General features: G+C 71.8%; 23 protein-coding genes. 11 read left to right on the plus strand and 12 right to left on the minus strand.

What is annotated here, in order from left to right:
• Positions 1-15: 15 nt before the first annotated feature.
• Both DEJ25_RS01850 and DEJ25_RS01855 read right to left on the minus strand, forming a co-directional pair.
• Positions 16-1,782 carry a hypothetical protein gene (locus DEJ25_RS01850; RefSeq protein ID WP_111043584.1) on the minus strand — a complete coding sequence of 589 codons (1,767 nt, stop codon included), beginning with the start codon at positions 1,780-1,782 and terminating at the stop codon, positions 16-18.
• A 303-nt stretch (positions 1,783-2,085) separates the two neighbouring features.
• Positions 2,086-3,138 carry a BLUF domain-containing protein gene (locus tag DEJ25_RS01855; protein ID WP_111043585.1) on the minus strand — a complete coding sequence of 351 codons (1,053 nt, stop codon included), beginning with the start codon at positions 3,136-3,138 and terminating at the stop codon, positions 2,086-2,088.
• Positions 3,139-3,357: 219 nt separating this feature from the next.
• Here DEJ25_RS01855 and DEJ25_RS01860 point away from each other — a divergent pair, with 219 nt between their 5' ends.
• The 5 genes from DEJ25_RS01860 (at position 3,358) to DEJ25_RS01880 (ending at position 7,001) form a co-directional block, all read left to right on the plus strand.
• Positions 3,358-5,316: an alpha/beta hydrolase gene (locus DEJ25_RS01860; protein WP_111043586.1), complete on the plus strand. Its 1,959-nt coding sequence runs from the start codon at positions 3,358-3,360 to the stop codon at positions 5,314-5,316.
• A gap of 2 nt (positions 5,317-5,318) precedes the next feature.
• On the plus strand, positions 5,319-5,825 hold the full coding sequence (locus DEJ25_RS01865; protein ID WP_110902819.1) for a hypothetical protein: 507 nt from the start codon (positions 5,319-5,321) through the stop codon (positions 5,823-5,825).
• A complete protein-coding gene (locus DEJ25_RS01870; protein ID WP_110902820.1) occupies positions 5,822-6,022 on the plus strand; it encodes a hypothetical protein in 201 nt (66 codons plus the stop codon). Before DEJ25_RS01865 ends, DEJ25_RS01870 begins: the two co-directional genes overlap by 4 nt.
• 116 nt (positions 6,023-6,138) lie before the next feature.
• Positions 6,139-6,498 (plus strand): hypothetical protein, encoded by a 360-nt coding sequence (locus DEJ25_RS01875; protein WP_146236673.1) that lies wholly within the window; start codon positions 6,139-6,141, stop codon positions 6,496-6,498.
• Positions 6,499-6,602: 104 nt separating this feature from the next.
• Positions 6,603-7,001: a hypothetical protein gene (locus DEJ25_RS01880; RefSeq protein ID WP_110902822.1), complete on the plus strand. Its 399-nt coding sequence runs from the start codon at positions 6,603-6,605 to the stop codon at positions 6,999-7,001.
• A 99-nt stretch (positions 7,002-7,100) separates the two neighbouring features.
• On the opposite strand, the gene DEJ25_RS16535 is transcribed toward DEJ25_RS01880, so the two are convergent.
• From DEJ25_RS16535 to DEJ25_RS01925, 9 genes are all read right to left on the minus strand, one after another.
• Positions 7,101-10,649: an Ig-like domain repeat protein gene (locus DEJ25_RS16535; RefSeq protein WP_181427318.1), complete on the minus strand. Its 3,549-nt coding sequence runs from the start codon at positions 10,647-10,649 to the stop codon at positions 7,101-7,103.
• Between the two features lie 163 nt (positions 10,650-10,812).
• The gene (locus tag DEJ25_RS01890; protein ID WP_111043587.1) at positions 10,813-11,097 is read right to left on the minus strand and encodes a hypothetical protein; all 285 of its coding nucleotides are present in this window, start codon (positions 11,095-11,097) and stop codon (positions 10,813-10,815) included.
• Positions 11,098-11,177: 80 nt separating this feature from the next.
• Positions 11,178-12,098, minus strand: coding sequence for a PfkB family carbohydrate kinase (locus DEJ25_RS01895; protein ID WP_111043588.1), 921 nt, complete (start codon positions 12,096-12,098; stop codon positions 11,178-11,180).
• Positions 12,095-13,603 carry a cytosine permease gene (locus tag DEJ25_RS01900; RefSeq protein WP_111043589.1) on the minus strand — a complete coding sequence of 503 codons (1,509 nt, stop codon included), beginning with the start codon at positions 13,601-13,603 and terminating at the stop codon, positions 12,095-12,097. The genes DEJ25_RS01895 and DEJ25_RS01900 overlap by 4 nt, the downstream gene beginning before the upstream one ends.
• A gap of 91 nt (positions 13,604-13,694) precedes the next feature.
• The gene (locus DEJ25_RS01905; RefSeq protein WP_111043590.1) at positions 13,695-14,735 is read right to left on the minus strand and encodes an ADP-ribosylglycohydrolase family protein; all 1,041 of its coding nucleotides are present in this window, start codon (positions 14,733-14,735) and stop codon (positions 13,695-13,697) included.
• The gene (locus tag DEJ25_RS01910) at positions 14,732-15,442 is read right to left on the minus strand and encodes a GntR family transcriptional regulator (RefSeq protein ID WP_111043591.1); all 711 of its coding nucleotides are present in this window, start codon (positions 15,440-15,442) and stop codon (positions 14,732-14,734) included. Before DEJ25_RS01910 ends, DEJ25_RS01905 begins: the two co-directional genes overlap by 4 nt.
• Before the next feature lie 29 nt (positions 15,443-15,471).
• Complete coding sequence (locus tag DEJ25_RS01915; RefSeq protein ID WP_111043592.1) at positions 15,472-16,227, minus strand: hypothetical protein; 756 nt, start codon at positions 16,225-16,227, stop codon at positions 15,472-15,474.
• A complete protein-coding gene (locus DEJ25_RS01920; protein WP_111043593.1) occupies positions 16,224-17,261 on the minus strand; it encodes an alcohol dehydrogenase catalytic domain-containing protein in 1,038 nt (345 codons plus the stop codon). Before DEJ25_RS01920 ends, DEJ25_RS01915 begins: the two co-directional genes overlap by 4 nt.
• Positions 17,262-17,300: 39 nt before the next feature.
• Positions 17,301-17,867 (minus strand): TetR/AcrR family transcriptional regulator, encoded by a 567-nt coding sequence (locus tag DEJ25_RS01925; protein WP_111043594.1) that lies wholly within the window; start codon positions 17,865-17,867, stop codon positions 17,301-17,303.
• 92 nt (positions 17,868-17,959) lie between these two features.
• Between DEJ25_RS01925 and DEJ25_RS01930 the strand changes: the two genes are divergently transcribed.
• Positions 17,960-19,036 carry a zinc-binding alcohol dehydrogenase family protein gene (locus DEJ25_RS01930; RefSeq protein WP_111043595.1) on the plus strand — a complete coding sequence of 359 codons (1,077 nt, stop codon included), beginning with the start codon at positions 17,960-17,962 and terminating at the stop codon, positions 19,034-19,036.
• Entirely contained in the window at positions 19,036-19,740 is a 705-nt protein-coding gene (locus DEJ25_RS01935; RefSeq protein ID WP_111043596.1) for an NAD(P)-dependent oxidoreductase, read from the plus strand. The genes DEJ25_RS01930 and DEJ25_RS01935 overlap by 1 nt, the downstream gene beginning before the upstream one ends.
• Here DEJ25_RS01935 and DEJ25_RS01940 read toward each other — a convergent pair.
• Positions 19,664-20,698: a hypothetical protein gene (locus DEJ25_RS01940; protein ID WP_111043597.1), complete on the minus strand. Its 1,035-nt coding sequence runs from the start codon at positions 20,696-20,698 to the stop codon at positions 19,664-19,666. The genes DEJ25_RS01935 and DEJ25_RS01940 overlap by 77 nt on opposite strands.
• Positions 20,699-20,808: 110 nt before the next feature.
• Here DEJ25_RS01940 and DEJ25_RS01945 point away from each other — a divergent pair, with 110 nt between their 5' ends.
• The 4 genes from DEJ25_RS01945 to DEJ25_RS01960 all read left to right on the plus strand — a co-directional run bounded on the left by DEJ25_RS01945 (position 20,809) and on the right by DEJ25_RS01960 (position 24,887).
• Entirely contained in the window at positions 20,809-21,285 is a 477-nt protein-coding gene (locus DEJ25_RS01945) for an ASCH domain-containing protein (RefSeq protein WP_111043598.1), read from the plus strand.
• Entirely contained in the window at positions 21,282-21,806 is a 525-nt protein-coding gene (locus DEJ25_RS01950) for a hypothetical protein (RefSeq protein WP_111043599.1), read from the plus strand. Before DEJ25_RS01945 ends, DEJ25_RS01950 begins: the two co-directional genes overlap by 4 nt.
• 21 nt (positions 21,807-21,827) lie before the next feature.
• Complete coding sequence (locus DEJ25_RS01955; protein WP_111043600.1) at positions 21,828-22,772, plus strand: alpha/beta fold hydrolase; 945 nt, start codon at positions 21,828-21,830, stop codon at positions 22,770-22,772.
• 213 nt (positions 22,773-22,985) lie between these two features.
• Positions 22,986-24,887 carry an ABC transporter ATP-binding protein gene (locus DEJ25_RS01960; protein WP_111043601.1) on the plus strand — a complete coding sequence of 634 codons (1,902 nt, stop codon included), beginning with the start codon at positions 22,986-22,988 and terminating at the stop codon, positions 24,885-24,887.
• The last annotated feature ends 1 nt before the right edge of the window (position 24,888 follow it).

The following is a 24,888-nucleotide window of genomic DNA, read 5'->3' on the forward strand; positions in this document are numbered from 1 at the left end:
CGTCGCGACCGCGGGTCAGTTGTAGCTGGCCACCCGGTTCGGCGCGGTGTTGCCCGCCGGGGTCGGGACGGCACCGCCGACGCCGTTGATGACGCTCGAGATGGTGCCGACGTCACCGAGGGACACCGTGACCAGGCCGTGCGCCTTCACGCCGGCCGTCTGCGGGACCTCGAAGGCGCGGTCGGCGTGCACCGACTTGTTGGTGTTGAAGAAGCAGTACACGCCACCGCCCCAGATCTCGTGGTTGGTGACGGTCGACGCCACCTTGTAGGCCGCGTACCCGGCTCCGGTCGGGCTCTGCCACGAGGCGTTGTCCGGCACGTCGTACGGCATCTCGTTCTGGAAGAAGATCGTCCGGCCGTTGTTGCCGTTCCACTGCACTTCGTACTTCTGGTAGTGCTCGACGAAGAGGCCGGTGGCCAGGACGTCGTTGCCGTTCACCTCGACACCGGTCGCGCCGGTGTTGACCGTCCAGCCCGTGGCGGCTCCGCCGTGGTCGGCGCGCCAGGCCCAGATGTGGTCGACGAGGGTGTCGTCGGCGTTCACCTGCAGCGTTGTCGTCGCCCGGCCCTGGATGCTCGAGCCGACGCGGAAGAACACGTCCTGGATGCTCTGCGGGTCGGCCGCGTGGTCGACGTGCGACCCGCTGGTGCCGAGACGGAGCAGCTGCGCGCTGTTCTGCGATCCGGCGTCGACGACGAGGTTCGAGACGTTCACGCCGGCGACGTCGGACGAGGTCAGCACGGCGTTGCCCCGCGTCGGGACGAGCGTCGGGAAGCCGATGCCGGTGACGACCGTGTCGGCCCGCGTGACGTTCAGCGCGGAGTCGAGCTGGTAGGTGCCGGGCGTGAAGAACAGGTTGAGCCCCTGCGCCAGCGCACTGTTGATGGTCGCCGCCGAGTCGCCCGGGTGCGCGACGTAGAAGTTCCGCATCGGGATGTCGGTGCCGCCGGTGTTCGGCCAGGTGACACCGCTCGAGTTCTGCTTGAGCGACGGCACGAAGACGTGGTACTTGTTCGACGAGTCGATGTACAGGTACGGCTTCTCGCGGGTCGTCGGCGTGGTGGCGAGCGTGGTGTAGCTCTTCGAGAAGTCGTTCGCCGGCGCACCCTGCACACCCGAGAACGTCATGTTCCAGTTGCCGCCCTGCCACGAGCCGAGCGTGGAGTTGCGGGTGTACCACTGCTGCTGCGACCCCGAGGTGACGGTGCCGTCGACCTTGCTGTCCGCCATGTAGCCGCCGGACGAGTAGCCCTGGCCGCCGTCCTGGTTCGAGGGGCCCATCGTGAGGTTGCCCTTGATGTGCACCCGGCGCATCGGGGCCGCCTGCGACACCGCCCAGCGGTCGGTGCCGCCCTCGGGCACGATCGCCAGGTTCTCGACCGAACGCCAGAAGTTCTGCGTGGCGTTCGACTCGTCGCCGGCGTTCCACCCCGAGTCCACGTTGACCGCGCCGTTGATCGTGACGTCGTCGGGGTTCTTCCCGAGGCCCGCGACCGAGGTGTAGAACCCCAGGTTCGCCCACACCCGGCCGTAGTTGCCGGGCTTGAACATGAAGGCGTACCGCTGCGATCCGAACTGTGCGGTGGTGCTGCGCAGCTGCGAGTTGAACGCGGCGTCGACGTCCGCCTGGATCGTCGAGGTCGGCGTCGAAGGGCTGTAGACCTTGACGCTGCTGCCGAAGTCCGGGGTGTCGCTCGTCGTGACCGCCTGGGCCGAGATCGCCGGGACCAGCGCCCCCACGACGCCGGCACTCACGGCGAGGGCGACGAGACTTCTCATCCGTCGTTGCATGATGCTCGATTCATGACCGGTGCGGCCCCGTTGCCGCACGGTCGCGACGCTAGACCCGATCCGACATGCTCCGCAGTCGGACGAACGGCGGACAAGTGCCGGTCCCCGGACGGACGCGTTCGGCCGCCTGATCACCACCCGAAGGCGACCAGACGGCCGGCTCACCACCCTGGGTGAGAGAGCAGAGCGCAGATACCCGGTCCGCGCCCTGGAGTCATCATGGCGGAACCGGGAGCGCTCCACCGCCCCCACTCCACGGCTAGACCGTTCCGTCGGCCTGCTGGTCGGCGCTCAGCGGGTGGGGGCGACCGGGATGTCCCAGTACGTCGGCTGCTCGTACTGCTCGGACCATCCGCGGCGCATCCGGGCGGCCGCACGGTCGAACGCGTCGACCGGGTCCGTGTCCGGCGTCAGCAGTGCCTGCAGCCGGAGCCCGTCGTAGAGCGCCAGGAGCTGCTGCGCACCCCGCTCCGGGTCCATCGTGGCGGGCTCGCGGCCGTCGCGGACGTCCGCGGCGAGCGCCGTCCGGATCGTGTGCCGGAACTGCAGGTACGCCGACCGGTAGTAGTCGGCACCGTCGACGGTCGGGTCCGTGGCAGCGCCGAGGATCGAGGCGAGCAGACGCATCAGGCCCGGCTCTTCGACGTGCGCGGCGAGCAGCGCGTGCATGTACGCGACCGTGCCGCGCTCGGTGATCATCGGCAGGAGCGGCGCCGAGACCGCCAGGCTCCAGCGCTCGACGGTCGCGGCGAGCAGGGCGTGCCGGTTCGGGAAGAGCCCTCCGACCTCGGCGACGCGCATGCCGCACCGCTCGGCGACCGCCTCGGTGGAGAAGGCGACCGTGCCGGCGTCGTGCAGCACCGCGATCGCGCCGTTCAGGACCCGCGTGCGCGGGGCTTCGGCGTCCGCCGGGTCCTGGCTCGTCAGCGGAGCGAGGGGGTGCTTGCGGAACCACTCCAGCAGCGCGCGGGCTCGGGACGCGCCGAACTCCGCGTCCGTCGGCCGCTGCGTGTCGAACAGGTCGCTGAAGCCCGGGACCTCGCGCATCAGCGGGTCGAGGGGCTGGAACGCCATCGACCAGTCCGGGAACGAGCGCTGCTGCACCGGGTCGTCGCAGAGCACCCGGACGTTGGTGTGGCGCGGGTCGAGGCGGATCTGCTCGAGGCGCTCGTGGACGACGTCGTCCTCGCCCTCGATGATGCCGATGCAGTTGGCGTCGCGGTGCGCGAGCATGCCGGTGATGCCGAGCCGGGTGTTCTTCTCGCGTCCCACTGCCAGGATCTGCGCGAGTTCGGAGTCCGAGATCGGTCGGGTCTGCGTGCTGGTGTAGACGAGTGTGCGCACGGTCGGCCTCCCTGGTCGTGGCAGGGCGGGGTGCCCTGGAACGAGTCAAGTGCGCGACCAGTGGCGGCACCAGTCCCGTGTTCGGGTCGCGTGGGCGCGGTGGCGGCGGGACCGCCGGACGGGAGGCGCGGGCCGGCGCCGGTCCGCGCCTCCCGTCCGGAACGATGGGTACAGTCGGAAGAACGAGCCCGGGGCGGGCGCGCAGAGGGGGAAGACTTCGTGGGGGACATCCAGTACGACGAAGCGTCAGCCGATGCGCTCGTGCGTGCGGCGAGCGCTGCCGCTGAGCAGCTCCGCGGTCAGGGGGCGGGTCGACGGGCAGCCGTCGAGCTCGGCACCGACGACTTCGACGGCGCGTACGCCAAGCGCTTCGAGGAATCCGCGCGGATCGAGGCAGCCGACCGCCCGAAGTTGGCATCGGTACTCGACGACCTGGGCGACCAGGTGAACGACGCGACGGCGGCAGCGAAACGCGAACGAGAGCGGCGAGAGGACCTCGCGGCCTGGCAGGTACGGCAGGACGAACGCGACCGGAAGGCTGCCGAAGCACCGGTGAGCCTCTTCCCGACGCCACAGCCGCCGAGCTTCGACTTCAAGCCGTCTGAGACGCCGATCGCGCCGCCGAGCATCTCGGCCGCGTTCTCGGCACGGGCTCGGACGCGGACCGGAGGTGGCACGCCCAGCGGGAAGAGCTCCGCCGATCCCGACAACCTGCGGTCCTTCGCCAGGGACTACCGCGCTCTCGACCGGAGCACCGCGGAGAAGCAGACGACCTTGCTCAACGCTTGGCACGGCTTCACCGGCTCCTGTGGATGGGTCCGCATCTCGTCCGCGACCTTCTTCATCGGGTTCAACCGGTTGCTCGAGGAGAACGGTGAGGACTCCGCGTGGGCCGACCGGATCGCCGACGCGTTCGAACGGGCGGGAGGCCACGGGTCGCTCTCGAACGCGACGCTCGACGTGTCCGCCGCTGCCGACCTGCCCCCCGCGATGCAGCAGATGTTCGCCCCCGGCCTGACTCCGGCCGAGGTCGCCGCACTCTGGGCGAAGCTCGGCTACACGTCGGCGGACGCAGCGGACCTGAAGTCCCTCCCGCTCCCGGTACTGGGCAAGCTCGGCAACCTGGAGGGTGTCGACTACTGGGCCCGCTCGACGGCGAACCGGGTCGTGCTGAAGGCTCGGATCACCGAGGCAGCGGACGAGGTCGAAGCGCTGAAGTCGACGATCGCCTACGACAACGGCGCTGCGTGGAGTCGGGCGTCGACGAACCTCGACGCGCTGCGCAACATCGACGACTCCCTGGACAAGCACAAGCACAACGGCGACCGGTACCTGATCACCCTGACCGAGGACGTCCCACCACTCGCTGCGGTGTCCATCGGCAACCTCGACACGGCGAAGGACGTCACCTGGGCGGTTCCCGGCATGGGCTCCTCGACGACGGGCATGGATTCGTGGACGAACTCCGCGCAGAACATCTACGACCAGCAACGCAAGGGGGGCCCGGCCGACCGAGCGGTGATCGCCTGGATGGGGTACGAGGCTCCTCCCGTTCCAGTGATGTCGGGCAGCGCAGACCCAGGCGTGCTCTTCAACGGCTACGCGAAGCCGGGCGGCGACAACCTCGCTGCGTCGGTGCGCGGCCTCGATGCGGTCCGGTCCGGAGACATGCCCGTCACCAACGTCGTTGCGCACTCCTACGGGTCAACCACGTCTGCGTTCGGTCTCACGCAACCCGGCGTCCAGGTCGACACGTTCACCACGATCGGATCCGCTGGGATCCCGAACTCGATCCCGACGGCGGACGACATCCACGCCGACCACGTGTACGCGGGCCAGGCGCGCAACGTCTGGGCGATCCCCGGGGACGAGAAGGGCGACCAGTGGGCCGCGTCGGGTCGGCTGAGCCCGGTGCACAACATCGACCCCACCTCGAGCGACTTCGGTGCGACGGCGTTCGGCGCGGACGGGATCGAGGGCGATGACACGATGCGCGGGGTGAAGGACCACGGTGTCAGCACACCCGACGGCGAAGGCTACCTCGACCTCAACACCGAGTCGCTCGCGAACGTCGGGTACGCCACCACCGGACAGCCTGAACGCATGACCGCGTACGAGCCGAAGGGGTTGACCGACTTCGAGAAGTCACTCCTCGAAGAGATGATGAGAGCGCCCTGACGATGAACCGAAGCACCCACCGGGCGGGGCGACTGGGCTTCATCGCCGTCGTCGCCGTGACCGCCGCACTCACCCTGACCAGCTGCGGAAGCAGCACGCCCGGAGGCATCACCGTGAAGCCGTCAACCGTCAAGAAGTCGATCGTCGACCTCGTCGAACGCTCCACCGCTGCGATCGGCGGCAAGTGGGAGGTGTACAGCGGTCCGTCGGTGGAAGCCTGCGGGGAGGGCGCTGAGGACAAGGCTCGCTACGTCTACATCATGGACAGGGTCGACCAACCGACCGGTGACCCGACCGCGGACCTCGGCAAGATCAAGGCACTCTGGAAGAGCGATGGGATCGAGGTCACCGACTACAAGAGCGGCGGCGCGGACCCACTGCTCGGAGTCCGCGGTTCCGGCGGCCCGACGACGTCCATCGGCTTCGACGCCTTCCCGAAGGGCTACAGCGTCACCGGGGTGTCCCAGTGCGCCGACGGGAACGTGAGCGAACTGCGCAAGTCGGAGTGACCGTCACAGCAGCCGGTGCACTTCCTGCGCCCGCTCGCTTCGTCTACATCCTCGAGCGGGCCGGGGCGGACGGTTCGGCTCCTGAGACCGACATCGCCACCGTCGAAGAGCTCTGGAAGAGCAAGGGGATCACGACCGAGCGTTTCGTCAGCGGCGGAGCCTCCGGGAACGTGAAGGACCTCCGGCAGCCAGAGTGATGCACACACGAACGTGTGCCGGCCTTGCGCTCCTCGTGACGACGGCACTGACCGTGAGCGGCTGCAGCGGCAACACCACCGATCCGTCGGATGCGAAGGAGACGATCGTCGACCTCGTGGAGGAGTCGACCCGTGCGGTGGGCGGTGCGTGGACGCTGTACCGAGGTCCCGCTGCTGAGGTCTGCGAGCAGCCCGGCGGCGGAGAGGGCGCACACTTCGTGTACATCCTCGAGCGGGAAGGCGCCGATGGTCCTGCGCCGGCTGCGGACATCCGCACCGTGGAGAGGCTCTGGAGGAGCAAGGGGATCACGACCGAGCGCTTCCAGAGCGGGAGCGCGGACCCCTTGACCGGCGTGAACGGAAGGGGCGGTCCCGTCACCACGGTGGGCTTCGACGCGTACCCACAGGGCTACACCATGACCGGCATTTCGAAGTGCTCGGACGGCGACGTCAAGGAACTGCGTCGCGAAGAGTGACCCGGCCTCGATCGCAGAGCAGGAGGACCACCACCGTCGCTCTGGTCCTCGTGGGTGCGTCACTCGCACTCACCGCTTGTGGGAACGACCCGCCCGGACGCGTCGTGCCTCCCGATCAAGCGAGGAGCACCGTCGTCGACGTCGTCGAGGAGACGACCGAGGCAGTCGGTGGCGACTGGGCGCTCTACCGCGGCCCTGATGCCGAGGTGTGCGAGCAGCCGGACGGGAGGGACGGCGCTCGCTTCGTCTACATACTCGAGCGGAAGGGCGCCGACGGCTCCACGCCGGCAACGGACATCCGCATGGTCGAGGAGCTTTGGGAGGGCAAGGGGATCACGACGGAGCGCTTCGCCAGCGGCGGTGCCGACCCACTCACGGGTGTCCGAGGCGCCGACGGCCCCGTGACCTCGGTGGGCTTCAACGCCTACCCGCAGCGCTACAGCGTCACCGGCGTCTCGACGTGCTCCGACGGCGACGTGGCCGAACTGCGACAGACGGAGTGACGCCCCGGTCCGGCACGCCGCACGGCACTCCACGCTGACCGCAGCGAGCAGGGCCGCACCCCCCCGGGTACGGCCCTGCTCCGGATCAGCTCACCGACCTCATTCGGTCCGTCGACGACGTGCCACGGTGATCCCGACTCCGGCCGTCAGCAGCAGGAACGCCGCGAGGGCCGCCGACCCGATCTCGGCCCCGGTCCAGGCGAGGGAGCCCGGCCGCTCGGTGACCGCACCGCCCGCGGGCCCGGAGCCGGAGCCCGGGTCGCCGACGGTGCCGGTCGGCGTCCCTGCGGTGCCGCCCGGTGCAGGCGTGCTCGGCGTCCCACCACCTGGTGTTCCCGCTCCCGGCGTTCCGGCTCCCGGCGAGGGAGCCGGGGTCGGCGTCGGGGTCGGTGTCGGCGTCGGGGTCGGCACCACCGGTGCTGCCGCCACGGTGACGACCACCGGGTCGGACGCGGACGCGTCCGCCGTGGCGGTCGCGCCGAACGCCGCCACCAGCGTGTGGTCACCGGCGCTCAACCCGTCGGTCAGGGTCAGCGTCGCGACCCCGTCCGTCACCTCCGCCGTTCCGAGTGTCGCCGCGGCGGCACGGGCACGAGCGGAGGGCTCGCCGTCGCGGAACGTGACGGTGCCGTCGGTGTCGCGGCCGGTGACCGTGGCGGTCAGGACGACCTCGTCGCCTGCGACCGGCTCGGCCGGGGTGACGGACAGGACCGTCTCGGTGGGTGCGAGGACCGCGAGGGTGGCCTGGGCCTCCCGGCCGGAACCGGCGCCCTCGGCGGACACGGCGAGTGCACCGAGGTCGGCGTCCTCCGCGATCCGCAGGGTCGAGCTGGCCGTGCCGGCGCTGTCGGCGACCACCGTGTCGGTGACCGTCGTGCCGGAGCGGAAGGTCACGGTCTCACCGCCGCGGAAGCCGGTACCGGTGAGCTCGACCGATCCGCCGGGTGCGACGGTGTCGGCGGACGTACCGAGGGTCACCGGGGTGACCGCGGCGGCGCGTTCGGCGCAGACGTCACCCTGCGCGCCGACGGGCGGCAGCTCGGTCGCCGGTGCCGTGACACCGTCGTCCTCGCGGACCGTCAGGTTCGTGAACGCCGTGGCGCCCATGACCGCGTTCCGGGTGTTCGTGACGCTCACCTTGAACGCCGAGCTCGGCGTCGCGGAGACCGCGGTGTTGCCCGCGGTCGGGACGGTGACGGCCTGGCAGGTCTCGCCGGGCGCGAAGGTCACGCGCTCCATGCCGACACCGACCGACCCGGTGGCGGAGCCGAGCACGCTGACGTAGCCGGTGACCGGCCGGTCGGAGGCGCGGGACAGGTAGACGGCGACGTCGGCGGTGCCCGGGCCGTCACCCTCCTCGACCGTGGTCGGGGCGACGTTCACGGTGGTGCGGGTCGCCGCGACGGCGGTGCCGATGCTCGGGGTGTCGAAGGCGAGGTCGGACAGGTACACGCCACCGGTCCCGGTGCCGTCCGCGCCGACGCCCGCGGTGAAGCGGACCTCGCGGACGTCCGTCAGGTCGACGCCCGTCATCGAAGCCGTGGGGATCGTGAGCTGCTGCAGCACGATCTTGTTGAGCGTGGTGTTCGTGCCGCCCGGCATCCGGTTGACGGCGAGCGGGTTGATCGCCGATGCGGCGGTCGACCAGCTGCCTCCGGAGCCGTCCAGGACCGTGATCCGGAAGTCGGTGCCGGTGGGCACGGCCTCGTCGGGTGCGGTCTTCAGCGTCATCTGTGTGCTGCCGGTGACGTTGCGCGCGGAGGCGGGGACGGACACACGGAGTTCACCGGTGCTCGGCACCGCGGGGTCCGTCGTCGAGGCACCCGTCCAGAGGAAGCGGGTGGTGGGGAACGTCGGGACGTTCGGCGCGAACGAGCCCGGCGTCCAGTGCGGGACCTGTGCGGAGGCCTTCGTCGTGGCGCAGAACGGGTTCGACTGCGGCAGCGTGCGACCGGTCAGGTTGGTGCAGACCGCGGCCGTGGCGCCGCCGACCGTGCGGACGAGCGAGCTGGACGTCGTGAAGTCGGTGACGAGCTGGGTCTTCCCGGTGGGCTGCGTCGCCATGGTCCGGACGTCCGCGAACGGCGTCCCGGTGGTGGCGGGCTTGACCGATCCGTCGAACATCGACTGGAACTGCGTCTCGCCGCCCATGGTCAGGCGGAAGAAGCCGGTCATGTAGCTGACGCCCACCTGGTACTGCTGCGCGGCGGTGAGGCGGGTCGGGTTGGTCGTCGAGCAGGTGGACGTGGTGTCGGTCGTCCGCCAGTCGTCGCCCGTGGCCGCCGGGTAGAGGCCCGGGGTCCACACGGTGTTGAAGAAGTTGTGGTTCGCGCCCATCACCCACACGGCGGACCGGAGGACCTGGTCGCCGAAGGCGTGGCGGGAGTCGTCGATGAAGTGCTGCCCCTGCTGGTTCGACACGTCGCCGTCGCAGTAGGGCAGGAAGACGGCGGTCGGGACGTCGGGCAGCGTCATGCGGCCGAAGTCGACGGGCGCGAGCGGCAGGACCGCCTCGATCCCGTACGGCTTCGGGAGCGCCTGGTTGAGGGTGGCGGCCGAGACCACGCCCTCACCGCCGCGGGAGTGGCCCATGATGCCGACGTGGCTCAGGTCGAACCGGCCCTTCAGGGACGCTGCGGTGAGACCGGAAGCGGCGGCCGGCTGGTCGGCGCGGGTGGTCGCGCGGACGAGGGCGTCGTCGAGGGTGCGGGTGGTCGTGGTGCTCTGGGTGGCGTCGGTCGCCGTCGTGACGTCGTCGTAGGAGACAGCCGTTCCGGCATCGGCCTTGCCGAGCATCCCCAGCGTGTCGAGGATGAGCTGGCCGCGGGCCTCGGCACCGTAGTCGAGCGCGAGCTGGTTGTCGTTCGAGTTCACGGCGTTCGCCGCGATGGAGACGACGTTGTAGCCGCGGGTCGCGAGCGCCCGGGCCGTGCCCTCGTACCCGAGGTACGAGCGGACGTTCGACTGCGTCGGGCCACAGGGCCAGCGCAGCGGGTTCGCACCGGTGCCGGCGCACGAGGTGTGGCGGCCGTGCAGCAGCACGACGGTCGGGCGCGCACCGGCGGCGCTCGACAGGTACATCTTCCCGGTGAGCTCACCCCGGATGCCGCCGATCGCCGCGAGCGGGATCGCCTGGTCGCCGAAGTCGTACTCCGCCTCCGTCACGGAGTAGGCGCCCGCGGTCGACGGGTCCTCGACGGCAGCGGCCGTCGCGAGCGACTTCATCTGCCGCTTGAGTGTCCGGTTCTCGGGGACGGGCGGCGTGACCGGGGCCGTCGTCGTCTCCGCAGCCTTGTCCTCGTCACCGCTCGACCAGGCCTTGCTGACGTCGGTCGCGTCGGCGACGGACCGGTCGGCCGTGAGGACCTGGAGGGTGCGGCCGTCGGCGGACTCGGTCGCGAGACCCACCGGCTCACCGTCGACGACGAGCGTCGGGGCGTCGTCGACCATCGGCAGGGGCTCGTCGAGGTCGAGGGACACCAGGTACCCGCCGGGGGTGGTGGTGACGTCCCAGTCGCTGCCGGATGCGACGACGGGATCAGGGGTCGGTGCCGCGAACGCAGGGACTGCGGTCAGGGCGAGGGCGGGAGTCAGCGTGGCGGTGATCGCCAGTGCAGCGAGCCGACTCCGGGAACGGGTTCTGGGCAAGGGGCTCCTCGTGTGAAGGGTTTCTCATGAGGAAGCTTCGAGGGGACTCAGCGTCTGCCGAGCATCGGAAACGGGGTCGTAACCAACACTTGACGGGCAGGAAACACCCGCGGCATGCCTGGTCCGCAGAGCGCAGCGAGCGGTCCGGACGGGTGGTCCGCGATCAGCGCGCGAACAGCACCTGGACGGTCGCGATGACGACGACGATCCCGATCGGCACGCCGGCGATCAGCAATGCGGCCGGGATCCGCGTGCGTCGGATCGTCCGGGGTCCGCCGGCGCCGCGGGCGAACTCCGTGGCCGCGACGAGTTCCGGCGCCGCAGCGGGCAGGATCGGCGGAGGAGCGGGTCGGTCGTCCTCGAACGCCGGGACCTCGACCACGAAGGCGGCCGGGTCCACGGTCGGGGGCAGCTGGGTGTACCGGCTGCGCTCGGTCCGCTCGTCCATGGTGCCCTCCCTGCGTGCACAACATGCCGCCCGCCGGGAGTCCGGAAGTGCAACCAGTGGCTCGCACCACCGCGCACCGTTCACCCCGCAGCGAGCAGCGCGTCCGTCTCCTCCGCCGTCGGCGCGGTCGCCGGTCCGGTGCGGGTCACCGCGAGTGCCGCCGCCGCGTTGGCCCGTCGGACGGCGTCCTGGAGGCCCGCCCCACGTCCCAGCGCCGCCGCCAGCACGCCGTCGTGTGCGTCTCCCGCCCCGTTGGTGTCGACCGCGACGACGGGGAACCCGGGGACCAGGACCGGTTCGCCGCCGGACTCGACGACCCAGCAACCGTCGGCGCCGTCCCGGACGAGGGCGGTGCCCCGCGCTGCCGCGGCGATGGCCGCGGTCGCCTCGGCGAGGGTGGCCGACGTCGGGGACAGCAGGCGTGCCTCCCGGCTGTTGGCGCTGACCACGTCGGAGCGTGCGGACACGGCGGCCAGGACGGCTGCCGGCAGGGTGTCGACGAGGGGTGACGGGTCGAACAGGACGCGGACGGACGAGGGCACCGTACCGAGCCAGCCGGCGATGGCCGCGCCGTTGACCGCGTGCGCCAGGCCGTAGCCGGAGACGAAGACGACGTCGTCAGCGCGGAGTGCGACGCGGTCGAGGTCGTCGCGCGTGAGCTGCCCTTCCGCGCCGACGCTCGTGACGAAGGTGCGCTCGGTGGTGGCGTCGACGAGGGCCACGCAGTAGCCGCTGTCGACGTCGAGGAGCCCGGGCTGCACGACGGTGACACCGGAGTCGGTCAGGGCACGGCGGACGACGTCACCGAAGGGCCCGGTGCCGTACTGCCCGGCGAAGACGACGTCCATGCCGTCGCGGCGGGCGGCGACCATCGTGTTGAGGCCACCGCCGGCCGTGATCTCGGAGCCGTCGGCGATCACGTCACCACCGGGCTCGGGCAGTTCGCCGATGCGCATCACGATGTCGACGATGACGTTGCCGACCGAGACGAGGCGGCTCATCGGACGGTGTGCTCGGTGCGTGGGAGCGGCGCGGACTGGTCGGGCTGCTCGTGCAGGGTCCCGCGCGGGCCGCCGGTGAGCAGGTAGACCGCCGCGGCGACGATGAAGGTGACGACCCAGCCGAGACCGTTCGCACCGATCCACGTGTCCGAGAACGCGCCGACGAAGACCGGGTCGGCGTCGCCCACCTGGACGCTGGTGAACAGGAAGCCGACGACGATCGCGACGCCCCAGGCGGTCACGGCGCGCCAGGCGATGCCGCCCGCGTACCAGTAGCGGCCACCGCGGCGCAGGTCGAGCAGCGCCGCCGGGTCGTACCAGGTGCGGCGGACCATGTCGGCGATGAAGACACCGAGCCAGGCGGTGATCGGGACGGCGAGCACCGAGATGAACGTGATGAAGGGGGCGTAGAAGCCGTCAGCGACCAGCATGAAGTACATGGCACCGAGCGTGGTGATGACGACGTCGACCGCGACGGCCCACACCCGCGGGACCTTGACGCCGAGGGTCAGCGTGGTGAGGCTCGCCGAGTACACCGACAGGTGGTTCGACAGCAGCAGCCCACCGAACGCGGCGATCAGGTAGGGCACGGCCATCCAGCTGGGCAGCATGTCGCGGATCGCGGCGACCGGGTCACCGGCCTGGGCGAGCGTCGGGTCGCCGGCGGACACCAGGGAGCCGAGCCCGACCAGGACGACGAGGGGGATGCCGGCACCCGCGGCGCTGGCGGCGACGAGCTTGCCGGCGCGGACGCTGGTACGCGTGTAGCGGGCGATGTCGGCGCCGGCGGTGGCCCAGCCGATGCCCGTCCCGGCGGCGATGGTGCCGACGCCGATCACCATGGCGGCGATGGGTCCGGCGGGCTGCGCACCGACGACGTCCCAGTCGATGCGCGCGACCAGGAACACCGCGACGAAGACGTTGAGGGCGCCGAAGACCCACGTCGCCCACTTCTGCACGGCGACGATGAACGCGTGGCCGAGGCCGGAGATGAGCACCGTCGCGGCGACGAACAGCAGGATCGCGACGACGGTGACGACCGGGTGGGCCTTCGAGCCGCCGTCGGTCCCGAACAGGATCGTGAACAACGAGAGCAGGACGAACGCAGCCGTGGTGGTGTTCACGGTCTCCCATCCCAGGCGACTGAGGAGCGAGACCGCGGTCGGTCCGACGTTGCCGCGGACGCCGAAGACGGCGCGGCTCAGGGTCAGGCCGGGTGCCCCGCCCCGACGGCCGGCGATCGAGATGACCCCGACGACCGCGAACGACCCGGCGGCTCCGATGACGGCGACGAGCAGCGCCTGCCAGACGGTCAGGCCCTGGAACGCGACGAGGGTGGCGCCGAGGGGCAGCCCGAGGATCGAGATGTTCGCGGCGAACCAGACCCAGAACAGCGCACCGGGTGTGCCGGTGCGTTCGGCGACCGGGACGGGCTCGATGCCGCGCTGCTCGATCGTGGTCAGCGTGCCGGACTTGGTGCCGGAGTCCGTGGGGGTCGTGGTCATCAGGTCCTCTTACGTCGTCGGAAGGGTGCGAGGGGTGGGGCCGGGCGGCGGTGAAGGGGGGGAACACCACCGCCCGGCGGTCTGGAGGGCGCTACCGGGGGGCGGCGGCGCGGAGGGCGAGGAGCTGCTCGGTGAGCTCGTCGAGGTGCAGGTCGTTGACGGTCTCGACACGGTGCACGGCGTCGTCGGACCACGACGCTGCTCCGTGCACGGCGCCGAGGACGGCTCCGGCCATGGCGGCGATGGTGTCCGTGTCGCCGCCGATGCTCGCCGCCGTGCAGACGGTCTGCCAGGGGTCGAGGTTGAGGGCGACGAGGGCGAGCGCTGCGACGACGGACTCCTGCGACGCCACACTCGTGCCGATGAGCCCGGAGACGACGTCGATCCGCTGGTCTGCCGGCACGGTGGCGAGGTGCCCGCGGGCCCACTCGGTGCGCTCGGCGATCGATGCTCCGGCGACCCAGTGTCCCCGCATCGCACCGATCCGGGCCGCGGCGATCGCCACGTCGAGTGCCTCGGACCGAGTGGCACCGTCGATGCCGGCGGAGACCGCCGCGGCGATCGCGCTGGCACCGGCGATGCCGAGTCCGGTGTCGTGGGTGACCCGCGAGGCGTCCTGGACAGCGTCGACGAGAGCCGTGACACCGTCCGTGCCGGTTTCCCCACGGCCGGAGAGCGGTGTGGCGATGCCGACCGGGGTGATCCGCATGGCCGCCCCGTTCGTGGTGCCGGTCGAGCCGGCTTCGGAAGCGGGGACCCCGTCGAGGATCCGCTGCACGGCCGTCTTGGTGCTCGGTCCGAGGAGGTCGAGCGAGCCCTTCGCCGCCATCGTCCGCTCCCAGGCGATGAGGGCCTCGGCGAAGTCGACCGGGTCGAGTCGTCCGCCCCCCTGCACGAGCAGCTGCGCCACGAGGACGGCCTGCTCGGTGTCGTCGGTGATGCTCGCCGCGGGCATGCCGTGTGCGATCCGCTGGTGGGGACCGGCGTCGACGAACCCGTCGATCACCCCGTGGTCGGCGCGGATCTGGTCGAGGGACATCGACTGCGTGGGCATGCCGAGGGCGTCCCCGATCGCCAGCCCACGGAAGGCCGCGAGCGCGTGCTCGTACTCGGCGGTGGTGGTGGTCGTCATGACGCGCTCCCGAACTTCATGTGCAGGCGGAACCGGCTCGGGTCGAGCAGGCTGTCGACAGCCTCCACGAACCTGCCGTCGGCCGTGCGGGAGACCCGTCGGCTGTGGAGGAACGGCTCCCCGACCGCCCTGTGGAGGGAAGCCGCTTCCTCCGCGGTGAGCGGCTGCACGTCGACCCACTGCTCGGCGAGCGCGGGCACCAGCCCGGCGCTCGCGATGGTGGCGGTGAGCGAGTCGTCGACGAGACCGTCGTCGACGGCGCTGGCGAGCCTCCCGAACGGCGGGACCAGGCTGCGCTCGAGCGACACATCCGGTCCACCGACCACGTGGCGGACGCGGTCGACCGCGATGAAGTCGGGTTCGTCGAGCCCGAGCTCGGCGGCCTGCCCGGGGCGGCTGACGCGCTCGATGCGCAGGACGCGGACGGCGATCTCGGTGCCGGTGGCAGCGAGCGAACGGGCCCAGCCGCTGCGGGGGTCGAGCGCGGCGCCGTCGAAGGTGACGATCGAGCCGATGCCGCCGTGGATGGCGATGTACTCCTCGTCGGCCAGGTCGGCGAGCGCTGCCCGCACGGTCCCGCGGCTGACGGCGAAGCGTTCGGCCAGGTCGTGTTCGCCCGGCAGGCGTTGGCCCGGCGCGTACCGGCCCGTCGCGATCGCGTCGCGGAGAGCGTCGGCGACGAGGCGTCGCTTCGGTGAGACGGGCATGAACAGCAGACTACATGTACAAGACCTGTTCAGTTCGACGCAGGGTCCCACGCTCCGTTCAAGCGGAGCGTGAACAGCAGCGGATCGTCGTTCGGCCGGAACGACGTGCTGGGGCCGAAGTCCAGCCCGCCCGTCTTCGGCACGCCGGCTTCGACGCCGACCCGCTGCGACGCATCCACCGGGTCGACCGAGTCGGCCGATGCGATCTCCTCCTCGAGCTCGGCGACGGAGGTGTCCGGCAGGTCGAGCTGCCGGAGGACGTCACGGTACCCGTCGACACCGGCCTTCGCGCCCGCCACCGGCACGGTGTTGACACGGAGGTGGAACAGCCGTCCCTTCGGCAGGATCACCTCGCCCGACGCGTCCTGCATCTCCTGCGCGTTGTCGAGGGCGTCGAAGACCACCTGGGTCGCCTGTACCCGGACCTGCTTGCCGCCGGGGAGCAGGAACCGGACCGGACGTCCCCCGGCTGCCTCCGAGCCGTACGCACCGACCCCGGTCCGCGCCCCCTCCGGCACGTCCGTGTCGATCCCGAACGCCTCGACCGAGGGCGGCACAGTCAGGTCCCAGGTCTCGACGCCGTCCTCGTAGGAACGGGCAGTGGGTTCGGGGCCTCGGTGGCTCACGCCGTGCTCGCTTCCCCCGGAGGAGGGCGAGCCGTCGGCACATCCGGTGAGCAGCACGACCACGGCGGCGGCCAGCGCAGTTCCGAGAACCTGACGGCGACGCGGTCCGCCGCGGCTGACCCGGACTGCGCCGGCGATCCCGCGGTCGGCCGCGATCACAGCACGACCACCGTCGTACCCGCCGACGTCGCCGGCCGGTCCATCGCGGCGAGCGCCGCCGGCGCCTCGTCGAGGGAGATGGTCCGGCCGACCAACCCTGACGGGTCGAGCCGCCCGTCGGCGATCTCGGCGAGCATCGCCGGGTACTCGTGGGCGGACATGCCGTGACTGCCGAGCAGTTCGAGCTCGAGCGCGATGACCCGGCCGAGGTCGACCTGCGGGGTGGCGTCCTGGCCCGCGAGGAGACCGACCTGCACGTGCCGACCGCCGGGGCGGAGCGCGGCGATGCCCTGGCGGACGAGGGACGCGCGGCCGAGGGCCTCGACGACGACGTGCGCACCGCCGTCCGTGGCGACGCGGATCTGTTCGTCGACGTCGTCGGTCCGCGCGTCGACCGTGGTGGCGGCACCGAGGGAACGAGCGAGGGCGAGCGCCTCGGCGGAGACGTCGACCGCGACGACCCGGGCACGTCGCGAGACCGCCACGACGATCGCCGAGAGTCCGACTCCCCCGCAGCCGAACACGACCACGTGTTCGCCGGGTGCCGTGCGGCCGCGAGTCACCACGGCTCGGTAGGCGGTGGCGAACCGGCAGCCGAGTCCCGCGGCCGTGGGGTCGTCGATGACGTCCGGCACGGCGACCAGGTTCGTGTCTGCGTGGTGCACGACGACCTGTTCCGCGAATGAGCCGGGTCGGTCGAAGCCGGGCTGGCTCTGGTTCGGGCAGATGCTGTGACGACCGGCGACGCAGGTGGGGCAGGTGCCGCACGCGTTGACGAACGGTGCGGTCACACGCGTGCCGGGCTGCCACTGCCGGACCTGGTGGCCGACGCGGTCGACGACGCCGACGAACTCGTGGCCGGGGACGTGCGGCAGCGCGACGGTGGCGTCGTGGCCGTGCCAGGCGTGCCAGTCGCTGCGGCAGACGCCGGTGGCGACGACGCGGACGACGACAGCGTGCGGTGGGCACGCGGGTTCCGGGACGTCGGTGACGACGGGCGTCGCGGAGAAGGAGTCGAAGGTGACGGCGCGCATGAGCCCGATCCTGCCACCCGGGCAGTCAGCGCCGGGCGATCAGGGCCGGCCGGCGAGGGGCAGTGCGGCGAGGACCTCGTCGATCACGGCGGACATCGGTCGGGCAGCAGCAGCGTCGTCCTCGGCCCAGGTCTCGAGCGCGACCTGGAACACGAGCACGCCGACCTCGGCCAGGACGGTGGCCTGCAGCGGGGTCTCCCCCCGTTCGACGAATGCGCCCCGGGCAGCGCGGACCAGGTCGGATCGCTTGCGGGCGTCCCGGTCGCGGAGTTCGTCGTTCCCCTCGACGATCCGGCGCCAGGCGGCGGTCTGCTCGTGGTTGCCGTCGAACCGTGCGGCGGCGACCTGGTGCAGCACACTGCGGATGACCTGCATGGGCTCGAGGTCGGTGGGGGCGTCGGCGATGAGTCGTGCGGCGTTCGTGGGGATCTCGTCGCCGGCGAAGACGACCTCCCGCTTGTCGGCGAAGTGTCGGAAGAACGTCCGGGTGGTCAGGCCGGCGCGTGCCGTGATCTGCGGCACGGTCGTCGCAGCGAAGCCCTGCTCGGCGAAGAGCTCGAAGGCGGCGCGCTCGAGTCGACCTCGTGCATCCGGAGCCCATCGCATCGGTCGATCGTACCTGATGACACGTCGTGCCATGAAGGGATACCATGACATTACGTGTCATCACCGCTGGCGCCCGAGAGCGAGGAGCTCGCATGTCCACCCCCGACCCCACCAACACCCCGACGAACGAAGCCCTCTGGCTCCTCAGCCCGCGCGGACTCTTCGAGGTGCGCCCGACCCCGATGCCCACCCCCGGTACCGGTGAGGTCGTCATCCGGGTCCGTGCGATCGCGGTGAACCCCGTCGACGCCATCACCGGGCCGCTCCGCCGACTCGTCTCGCCGTGGGTCCGGTTCCCGACCGTCCTGGGCAGCGACGTCGCCGGCGAGGTCGTCGCGGTCGGCCCGGACGTCACGGACCTCCAGCGCGGGGACCGGGTGACCGCCTTCGCCGCCGGGCAGGAGAAAGCGCGGAACCGCGCGTCCGAAGGCGGGTTCCAGCGGTACGTGACAGTCCTCGAGCGCGTCACCACGCGCCTCCCGGCCGACGTGGCCTTCGAACGTGCCGCGGTCCTGCCGCTGGCGCTCGCGACGGCCGCCGCCGGCCTGTACGAGACGGACCAGCTCGGCCTGCCGCTCCCCACGGTCGGGGCGTCCCGTGCCGACGGGGTCGTCCTGGTCTGGGGCGCGTCGACCAGTGTCGGGATGAACGCCGTCCAACTCGCCCGGGCGAGCGGCTACACGGTGGTCGCGACGGCCGGACGGGCGAACCACGACCTGGTCCGCTCCCTGGGTGCCGAGACCGTCGTCGACTACCGCGACGCCGACGTAGACCGGCAGGTCGTCGCAGCCCTCGGCGGGCGGCGCCTCGTCGGCACCGTCGCGATCGGGAAGGGCTCGCTCGGACACGCCCTGCGCATCGCTCGCCCCGTCCCGGGCACGAAGCGGATCGCGTCCGCCTACCCCGACCCGGCGACCGCGGTGCGCTCGCGCATCGAGCGGATCCGCGGCATGCACGTCACCGCGATCTGGGGTGGCACCCCCGTCGTCTCGCCGGTCGGGCCGGCGGTGTTCCGCGACTTCCTGCCTGCGGCTCTCGCCGACGGACGGTTCCGTCCGGCACCCGAGCCGACGGTCGTCGGCCGCGGACTGGAGGCCCTCCCCACCGCTCTGCAGACCCTCCGGGACGGCGTCTCGGCGACCAAGATCGTCGTCGGGATGGACGCCTGATGGAGTCGCAGCGCACGATCCTGGTGTTCGGCGGGACCGGACAGACCGGCCGCCACCTCACCGACCTCGCCCTCGCGGCCGGACACCGCGTCCGCGTCCTCGCCCGAACGCCCGCCAAGGCCGGTCCACCGCGTGCCGGACTCGACGTGCGGCAGGGGTCGGTGACCGACGACCTGGACCTCGACGGACTGCTCGACGGTGTCGACGCGGTGGTCTCGCTGCTCGGTGACGTGCAGGCGCAGCGGACCGCGATGGTGAACACGGCGTTCGTCCGACGCCTGGTGCCCGCGATGCGCCGGACCGGGGTCCGCCGGTTCCTGTACCAGGCGGGTGCGCTCAGTGCGCCGCCGCACGGCCGGTTGACGCCCGCGCTCTGGGCGATCCGGAACACCGTCGCCCGCAGCTACGACGGCCAGCACCGGGACAACGAGGCGGTGATGCGGTACCTGGCCGACGAGGCGACGGACCTCGAGTGGATGGTGCACCGCGCCGGCATCGGGTCGGACGGCCCCTCGAAGGGCGTGCTCGAACGAACCGAGGGGACGCCGGGCATCGGGACGTTCGGGGACTGCGCGGCCTACGACCTGCGGCTGCTCGACGACCCGACGGCGGTGCACACGACGAGCCTCAGCGCGTACCGGAAGACGGCGGGTCGGAAGACGGCGGGTCGGGAGCGCGCAGACCGGTGGACCGCCGGCCGGTAGGACGCCGTCGCAGCAGGGCGACCCCCACCCAGCCGATGACCGCCGCGAGGACGACCGCCACCAGTCCGCGTCCGAGCACATCGCCGAAGAGGCCCGACCCGAACGCGACGAGCTCGAGGGGGTACGGGGCCAACACCCGCATCCCCGCCGCACCGTCGACGGCGGTGAGCAGTGCCGGCCCGACGAGCAGCACGACGAGCGCGACGAGCACCCCGACCACCTGGCCGGCGGAACGGACACCGGTCACCGCGATGCCGAGCCCGACCACGACCGGCGCGACCCACCACGCCCACCCGGCGATCGTGCTCTGCAGTCCGGTCGAGAGGGTCGCCGGCGGCAGCACGAATCCCCGCAGCCACTCGGCGAGCGCCACCGCAACGACGGCGAGCGCGACCACCGCGACGCCGTCCGGTGCGAGCGCGAGGAGCAGCACGAGCCCGGCCCCGAGCAGGACGGTGAGGGCGGAGCCGACCACGAGGGCGACGACGTAGATCTCGGAGGCGCTGATCGCGCCTCCCGTCCCGACGGTGCGGTCCATGCCGAGGCCGGCCGTCGTGACGACCGTGGTCTGCACCACCGCGACCACCTGCACGAGCAGCAGTCCACCGAAGGCCGCGAACACCCCGGGGCGTCCCAGACGCCCGTGGAGCCGACGGGCCGTGACGCCGACGATGCCGGCCCCGGTCAGCAGCAGAGCGGCCAGGAAGGTCAGGAAGTACTGGTTGAAGGGCAGGAACGCGATCGGCATGTCCCGTTCGTCGGCGACCGACGTCTCCCACAGGTTCTGCAACGGCAGGTGCATGCCGGTGACGATCCACGGCAGCAGGCCGAGGACCGCCCCGACGATGCCGACGGCGGCGCCGAGGCCGAGCGTGGCTCCGGCCCCCGAGCCCGTGTGTGGCGTGTACCCGGCTCGCGTCGACGCGGACGTGTGGTCGTGCTGTTCCCCCGTGGACATGCGGACCACGGTACCGGCCGCGGTTCCCAGGACCGGCTCAGTGCCACCGGCGTCCGCGGTGCTGACAGGTCTCCTCGCGCGGGAACCGGCGGCACCGCTAGGGTCGCGCCATGGACGCAGCGTCGCCTTCCGTGGCCGCCTTCTGGGCCGCCCGCCGCCAGGAGTCCCCGGACCTGCCCGAGGAAGTGCCCCTGGCATGGGCGTTCGGCGCGACGCCCGAGCACGCCGACGACCTGCTCGCGCTGGTCCTCGCCGGCGTCAAGGACGGCACGGCGTCATCACTCTGGGACTACGAAGCGACCGCGGAACCACTGCCCGAGGCCGGCGAACACAGCGTCATCCTCGACGGCGCCGACCAGCCGAGCGCGGTCATCGTGACGACGGACGTCCGGACCGTCCCGTTCGACGAGGTCGACGCCGAGCACGCCCGAGCCGAGGGTGAGGGCGACCGGACCCTGGCGTACTGGCGGGCGTCACACGAACGGTACTGGCGCCAGCACTCCGAGGACCCGCGGGGCTGGGCGCCGGACATGCCCGTCGTGTGCGAACGCTTCCGGCTGCTCTGGCCGACCCGGGCCGAGTCGTGACGAGGGTCCGGCTCGGCACCCTCGTCGCAGCGGCGTTGCTCGCCGCCGGCCTCGTGACGGTCACCGGCTGCTCGTCCGGGTCCAGCGGCTCCCGAGCGCGGATGTACGACTCCGTCAGCAGCATGGCCGACCACAGTTCCCTCGTCGTGACCGGCACCGTCCGACAGCAACGCGTCGCGAACGACGTCGCGAACGCCAGCCCCACCACACTGTCCACGGTCCGGATCGTGGCGACCGCCAAGACCGACCCCGACCATCCGGCCGGGTCCACGGTCGTCGTCCGCCAGCACGGCACCACCCGCTCGCCGGGTCCGGGGATGCTCCTCGAAGACGGGGGCACCTACCTGCTCTACCTCACGCCGTCGGCGCTCGACGGCGACCTGGCCGACCAGTACTTCATCACGGGCGGTGCAGCCGGTGTGTACGTCGGCGAGGACGGTCGCACCGACTTCCGCCGGGGCATGGACGAGGGCGACGAACTCCCCACTCACCTCACCCTCGCCGACGCCCTGCACGGCTGACCCGGCCGGTAGCGTCGAGCCATGCCGTACCCGAGGACCGAACCCAGTGCCTCCGGCCTGCTCGACGTCGGTGACGGAACGTCCCTCTACTGGGAGGAGTCCGGCTCCCCCGACGGCGTCCCCGCCCTCTGGCTGCACGGCGGCCCCGGCGGCTCGCTCGGCAGCGGCTGGTACGGAACGCACTTCGACCCCGCCCGCTACCGCCTGATCGGCGTCGACCAGCGTGGCAGCGGCCGGAGCCGCCCCCTCGTCACGGAGTCCCGCGACCGGCTCGCCGCCCACACCACCCAGCGGCTGATCGCCGACATCGAGGCTCTCCGGCAGCACCTGGGCGTCGAGGACTGGGTCGTCGCCGGGATCTCGTGGGGCACCACCCTCGCCCTCGCGTACGCGCAGCAGCACCCGTCACGTGTCCGCGCGCTGGCCCTGATGGCCGTCACGACGACCAGCCGCGACGAGGTCGACTGGATCACGGAGGGTGTGGGACGCGTGTTCCCGGTGGAGTGGGAGGCGTTCGAGCGAGCCAGCCAGCGCCTCCCGGGCGAGCGCGTCGTCGACGCATACGCACGTCGCCTGGCCGGTGCCGACCGGGAGGCCCGTGCGGACGCCGCGCAGGCTTGGGACCGGTGGGAGAACGTCCACGTCTCCCTCGACGACCCCGGGCTTCGTGAGCGCGGTCACCTGGGTCCGGAGCTGCGCGAGGGCTTTGCCGCTCTCGTCACGCACTACTGGGCGAACGACGGGTTCCTGCCGGGCGATCAGGCCGTGCTGGCGCGTCTGCACCGGATCGCGCACGTCCCGACGGCGCTCATCCACGGGCGGCGGGACATCAGCGGGCCGGCCGTCACGGCCTGGCGTGTGCACCGGGAACTCCCGCAGAGCACGCTCACCATCGTCGAGGACGAGGGGCACGGCGGGCCGGGTGGGAGCGCGGCGCTGACGGCGGCGCTCGACGGGTTCTGCTGAGCAGCCGGCACGCGCGGGGTCCCGCGTCACCGATCGGGACGTCCGACCGGCAGATCACACTGCAGCATCTCGCCAGCCGCGTTGCGCACGCCACCCACCCGCTCCGCGCCGGTCGAGCCGTATCCTGACTCCCTGGTCGCCGCCGCCGCTGAGGACCCCGAGTCCGGGCAACCGCCACCGCAGCAGGGCCGGCCGGCCACGGAGGGAACTGTCATGAGCATGGAAGGCGTGGCCTGGAGCTCGCTCTACAAGATCTCGACCGCCCGGGACGGCAAGCACGGCATCTCCCGCGAGTCCGTGCGGCGGATCATGACGTTCGCCGTGCCGTACCGGTCCAAGCTGGTGGTCTTCATCGTCCTCTCCGTCGTGGGGGCGTTCCTGGCGGTCGCGACGCCGGTGCTCGCCGGCCAGGTGGTCGACGTCATCGCGGCCCGGGGCGCGGTCGGCACCATCGTCTGGCTCGCCGTCGTCATCGCCCTGGTGGCCGTCGCCGACGCCGCCGCGTCCCTGGTGACCCGCTGGTACTCGGCGCGGATCGGCGAGGGCGTGATCCTGGACCTCCGCACCGCCGTGTTCAACCACGTGCAGAAGATGCCGATCGCCTTCTTCACCCGCACCCGGACGGGCGCGCTCGTGAGCCGTCTGAACAACGACGTGATCGGCGCGCAGCAGGCCTTCAGCGGCACGCTGTCCGGCGTCGTCACGAACGTCGTGGCGCTGGTCCTCACCCTGGCCGTGATGCTCAGCACGTCCTGGCTCGTGACGGTGCTCGCGGTGGTCATGCTCCCGGTCTTCCTCATCCCCGCACGCCGGATGGGCAGCCGCCTCGCTGCACTGCGCCGCGAGGCCGCCGACCACAACTCCGCGATGAGCACGCAGATGACCGAGCGGTTCTCGGCGCCCGGTGCCACCCTCGTCAAGCTGTTCGGCCGTCCCGACGAGGAAGCCGAGGAGTTCCGCGTCCGCGCCGCCCGCGTCCGCGACATCGGGGTCCGGAGTGCGCTGCTGCAGTTCGTCTTCGTCACCGCGCTCACCCTGGTCTCCGCCCTCGCACTCGCGCTCGTCTACGGGGTCGGTGGTTCCCTCGCACTCGGCGGGCAGCTGAACACCGGCGACGTGGTGACCCTGGCCCTCCTGCTCACCCGCCTCTACGCGCCGCTGACCAGCCTGGCGAACGCACGGGTCGAGATCATGAGCGCCGTGGTCAGCTTCGAGCGTGTCTTCGAGGTCCTCGACCTGAAGCCGCTCATCCAGGAGAAGCCCGATGCCGTCACGATCCCCGACGGCCCGGTCGCGGTCGAGTTCGACGACGTCCGCTTCGCCTACCCGTCTGCGGACAAGGTGTCCCTGGCCTCGCTCGAGGAAGTGTCCACGCTGGACACCCGCGGCGGGGACGAGGTCCTGCACGGGGTCTCGTTCCGGATCGAGCCGGGGCAGACCGTCGCCCTCGTCGGCACGTCCGGCGCGGGCAAGTCGACGGTCGCGCAGCTGCTCTCGCGCCTGTACGACGTGGACAGCGGTGCCGTCCGCCTCGGCGGGACCGACGTCCGCGACGTCACGTTCAGCTCCATGCGGCACACGATGGGCATGGTGACGCAGGACGGCCACCTGTTCCACGAGACCATCCGCTCGAACCTGCGGCTGGCCCGGCCCGAGGCCACCGACGACGAGGTGTGGAACGCGGTCCGCCGCGCCCGGCTCGAGCCGCTCATCCGGTCCCTGCCGGACCAGCTCGACACCATGGTCGGCGAGCGTGGCTACCGGCTGTCCGGTGGTGAGCGTCAGCGGATGACCATCGCGCGCCTCCTGCTCGCGCAGCCGCGCGTCGTCATCCTCGACGAGGCGACGGCCGCTCTGGACTCGACGTCCGAGGCCGCCGTGCAGGCCGCGCTGAGCGAGGCACTCGAGGGCCGGACGGCGATGGTGATCGCCCACCGCCTCTCCACCATCCGCAGCGCGGACCTGATCCTCGTCGTCGAGGACGGCTCGATCGTGGAGCGCGGGACGCACGAGGAACTGCTGGCCGCTGGCGGACGGTACGAGGAGCTGCACCGGACCCAGTTCGCGGTGCAGAAGGAGGTCGCGGCGGACGAAGCAGCGGTCAGCGCGACCTAGT

Origin of the sequence: Curtobacterium sp. MCPF17_011, assembly GCF_003234145.1 — a bacterium.
GTDB lineage: Bacteria > Actinomycetota > Actinomycetes > Actinomycetales > Microbacteriaceae > Curtobacterium.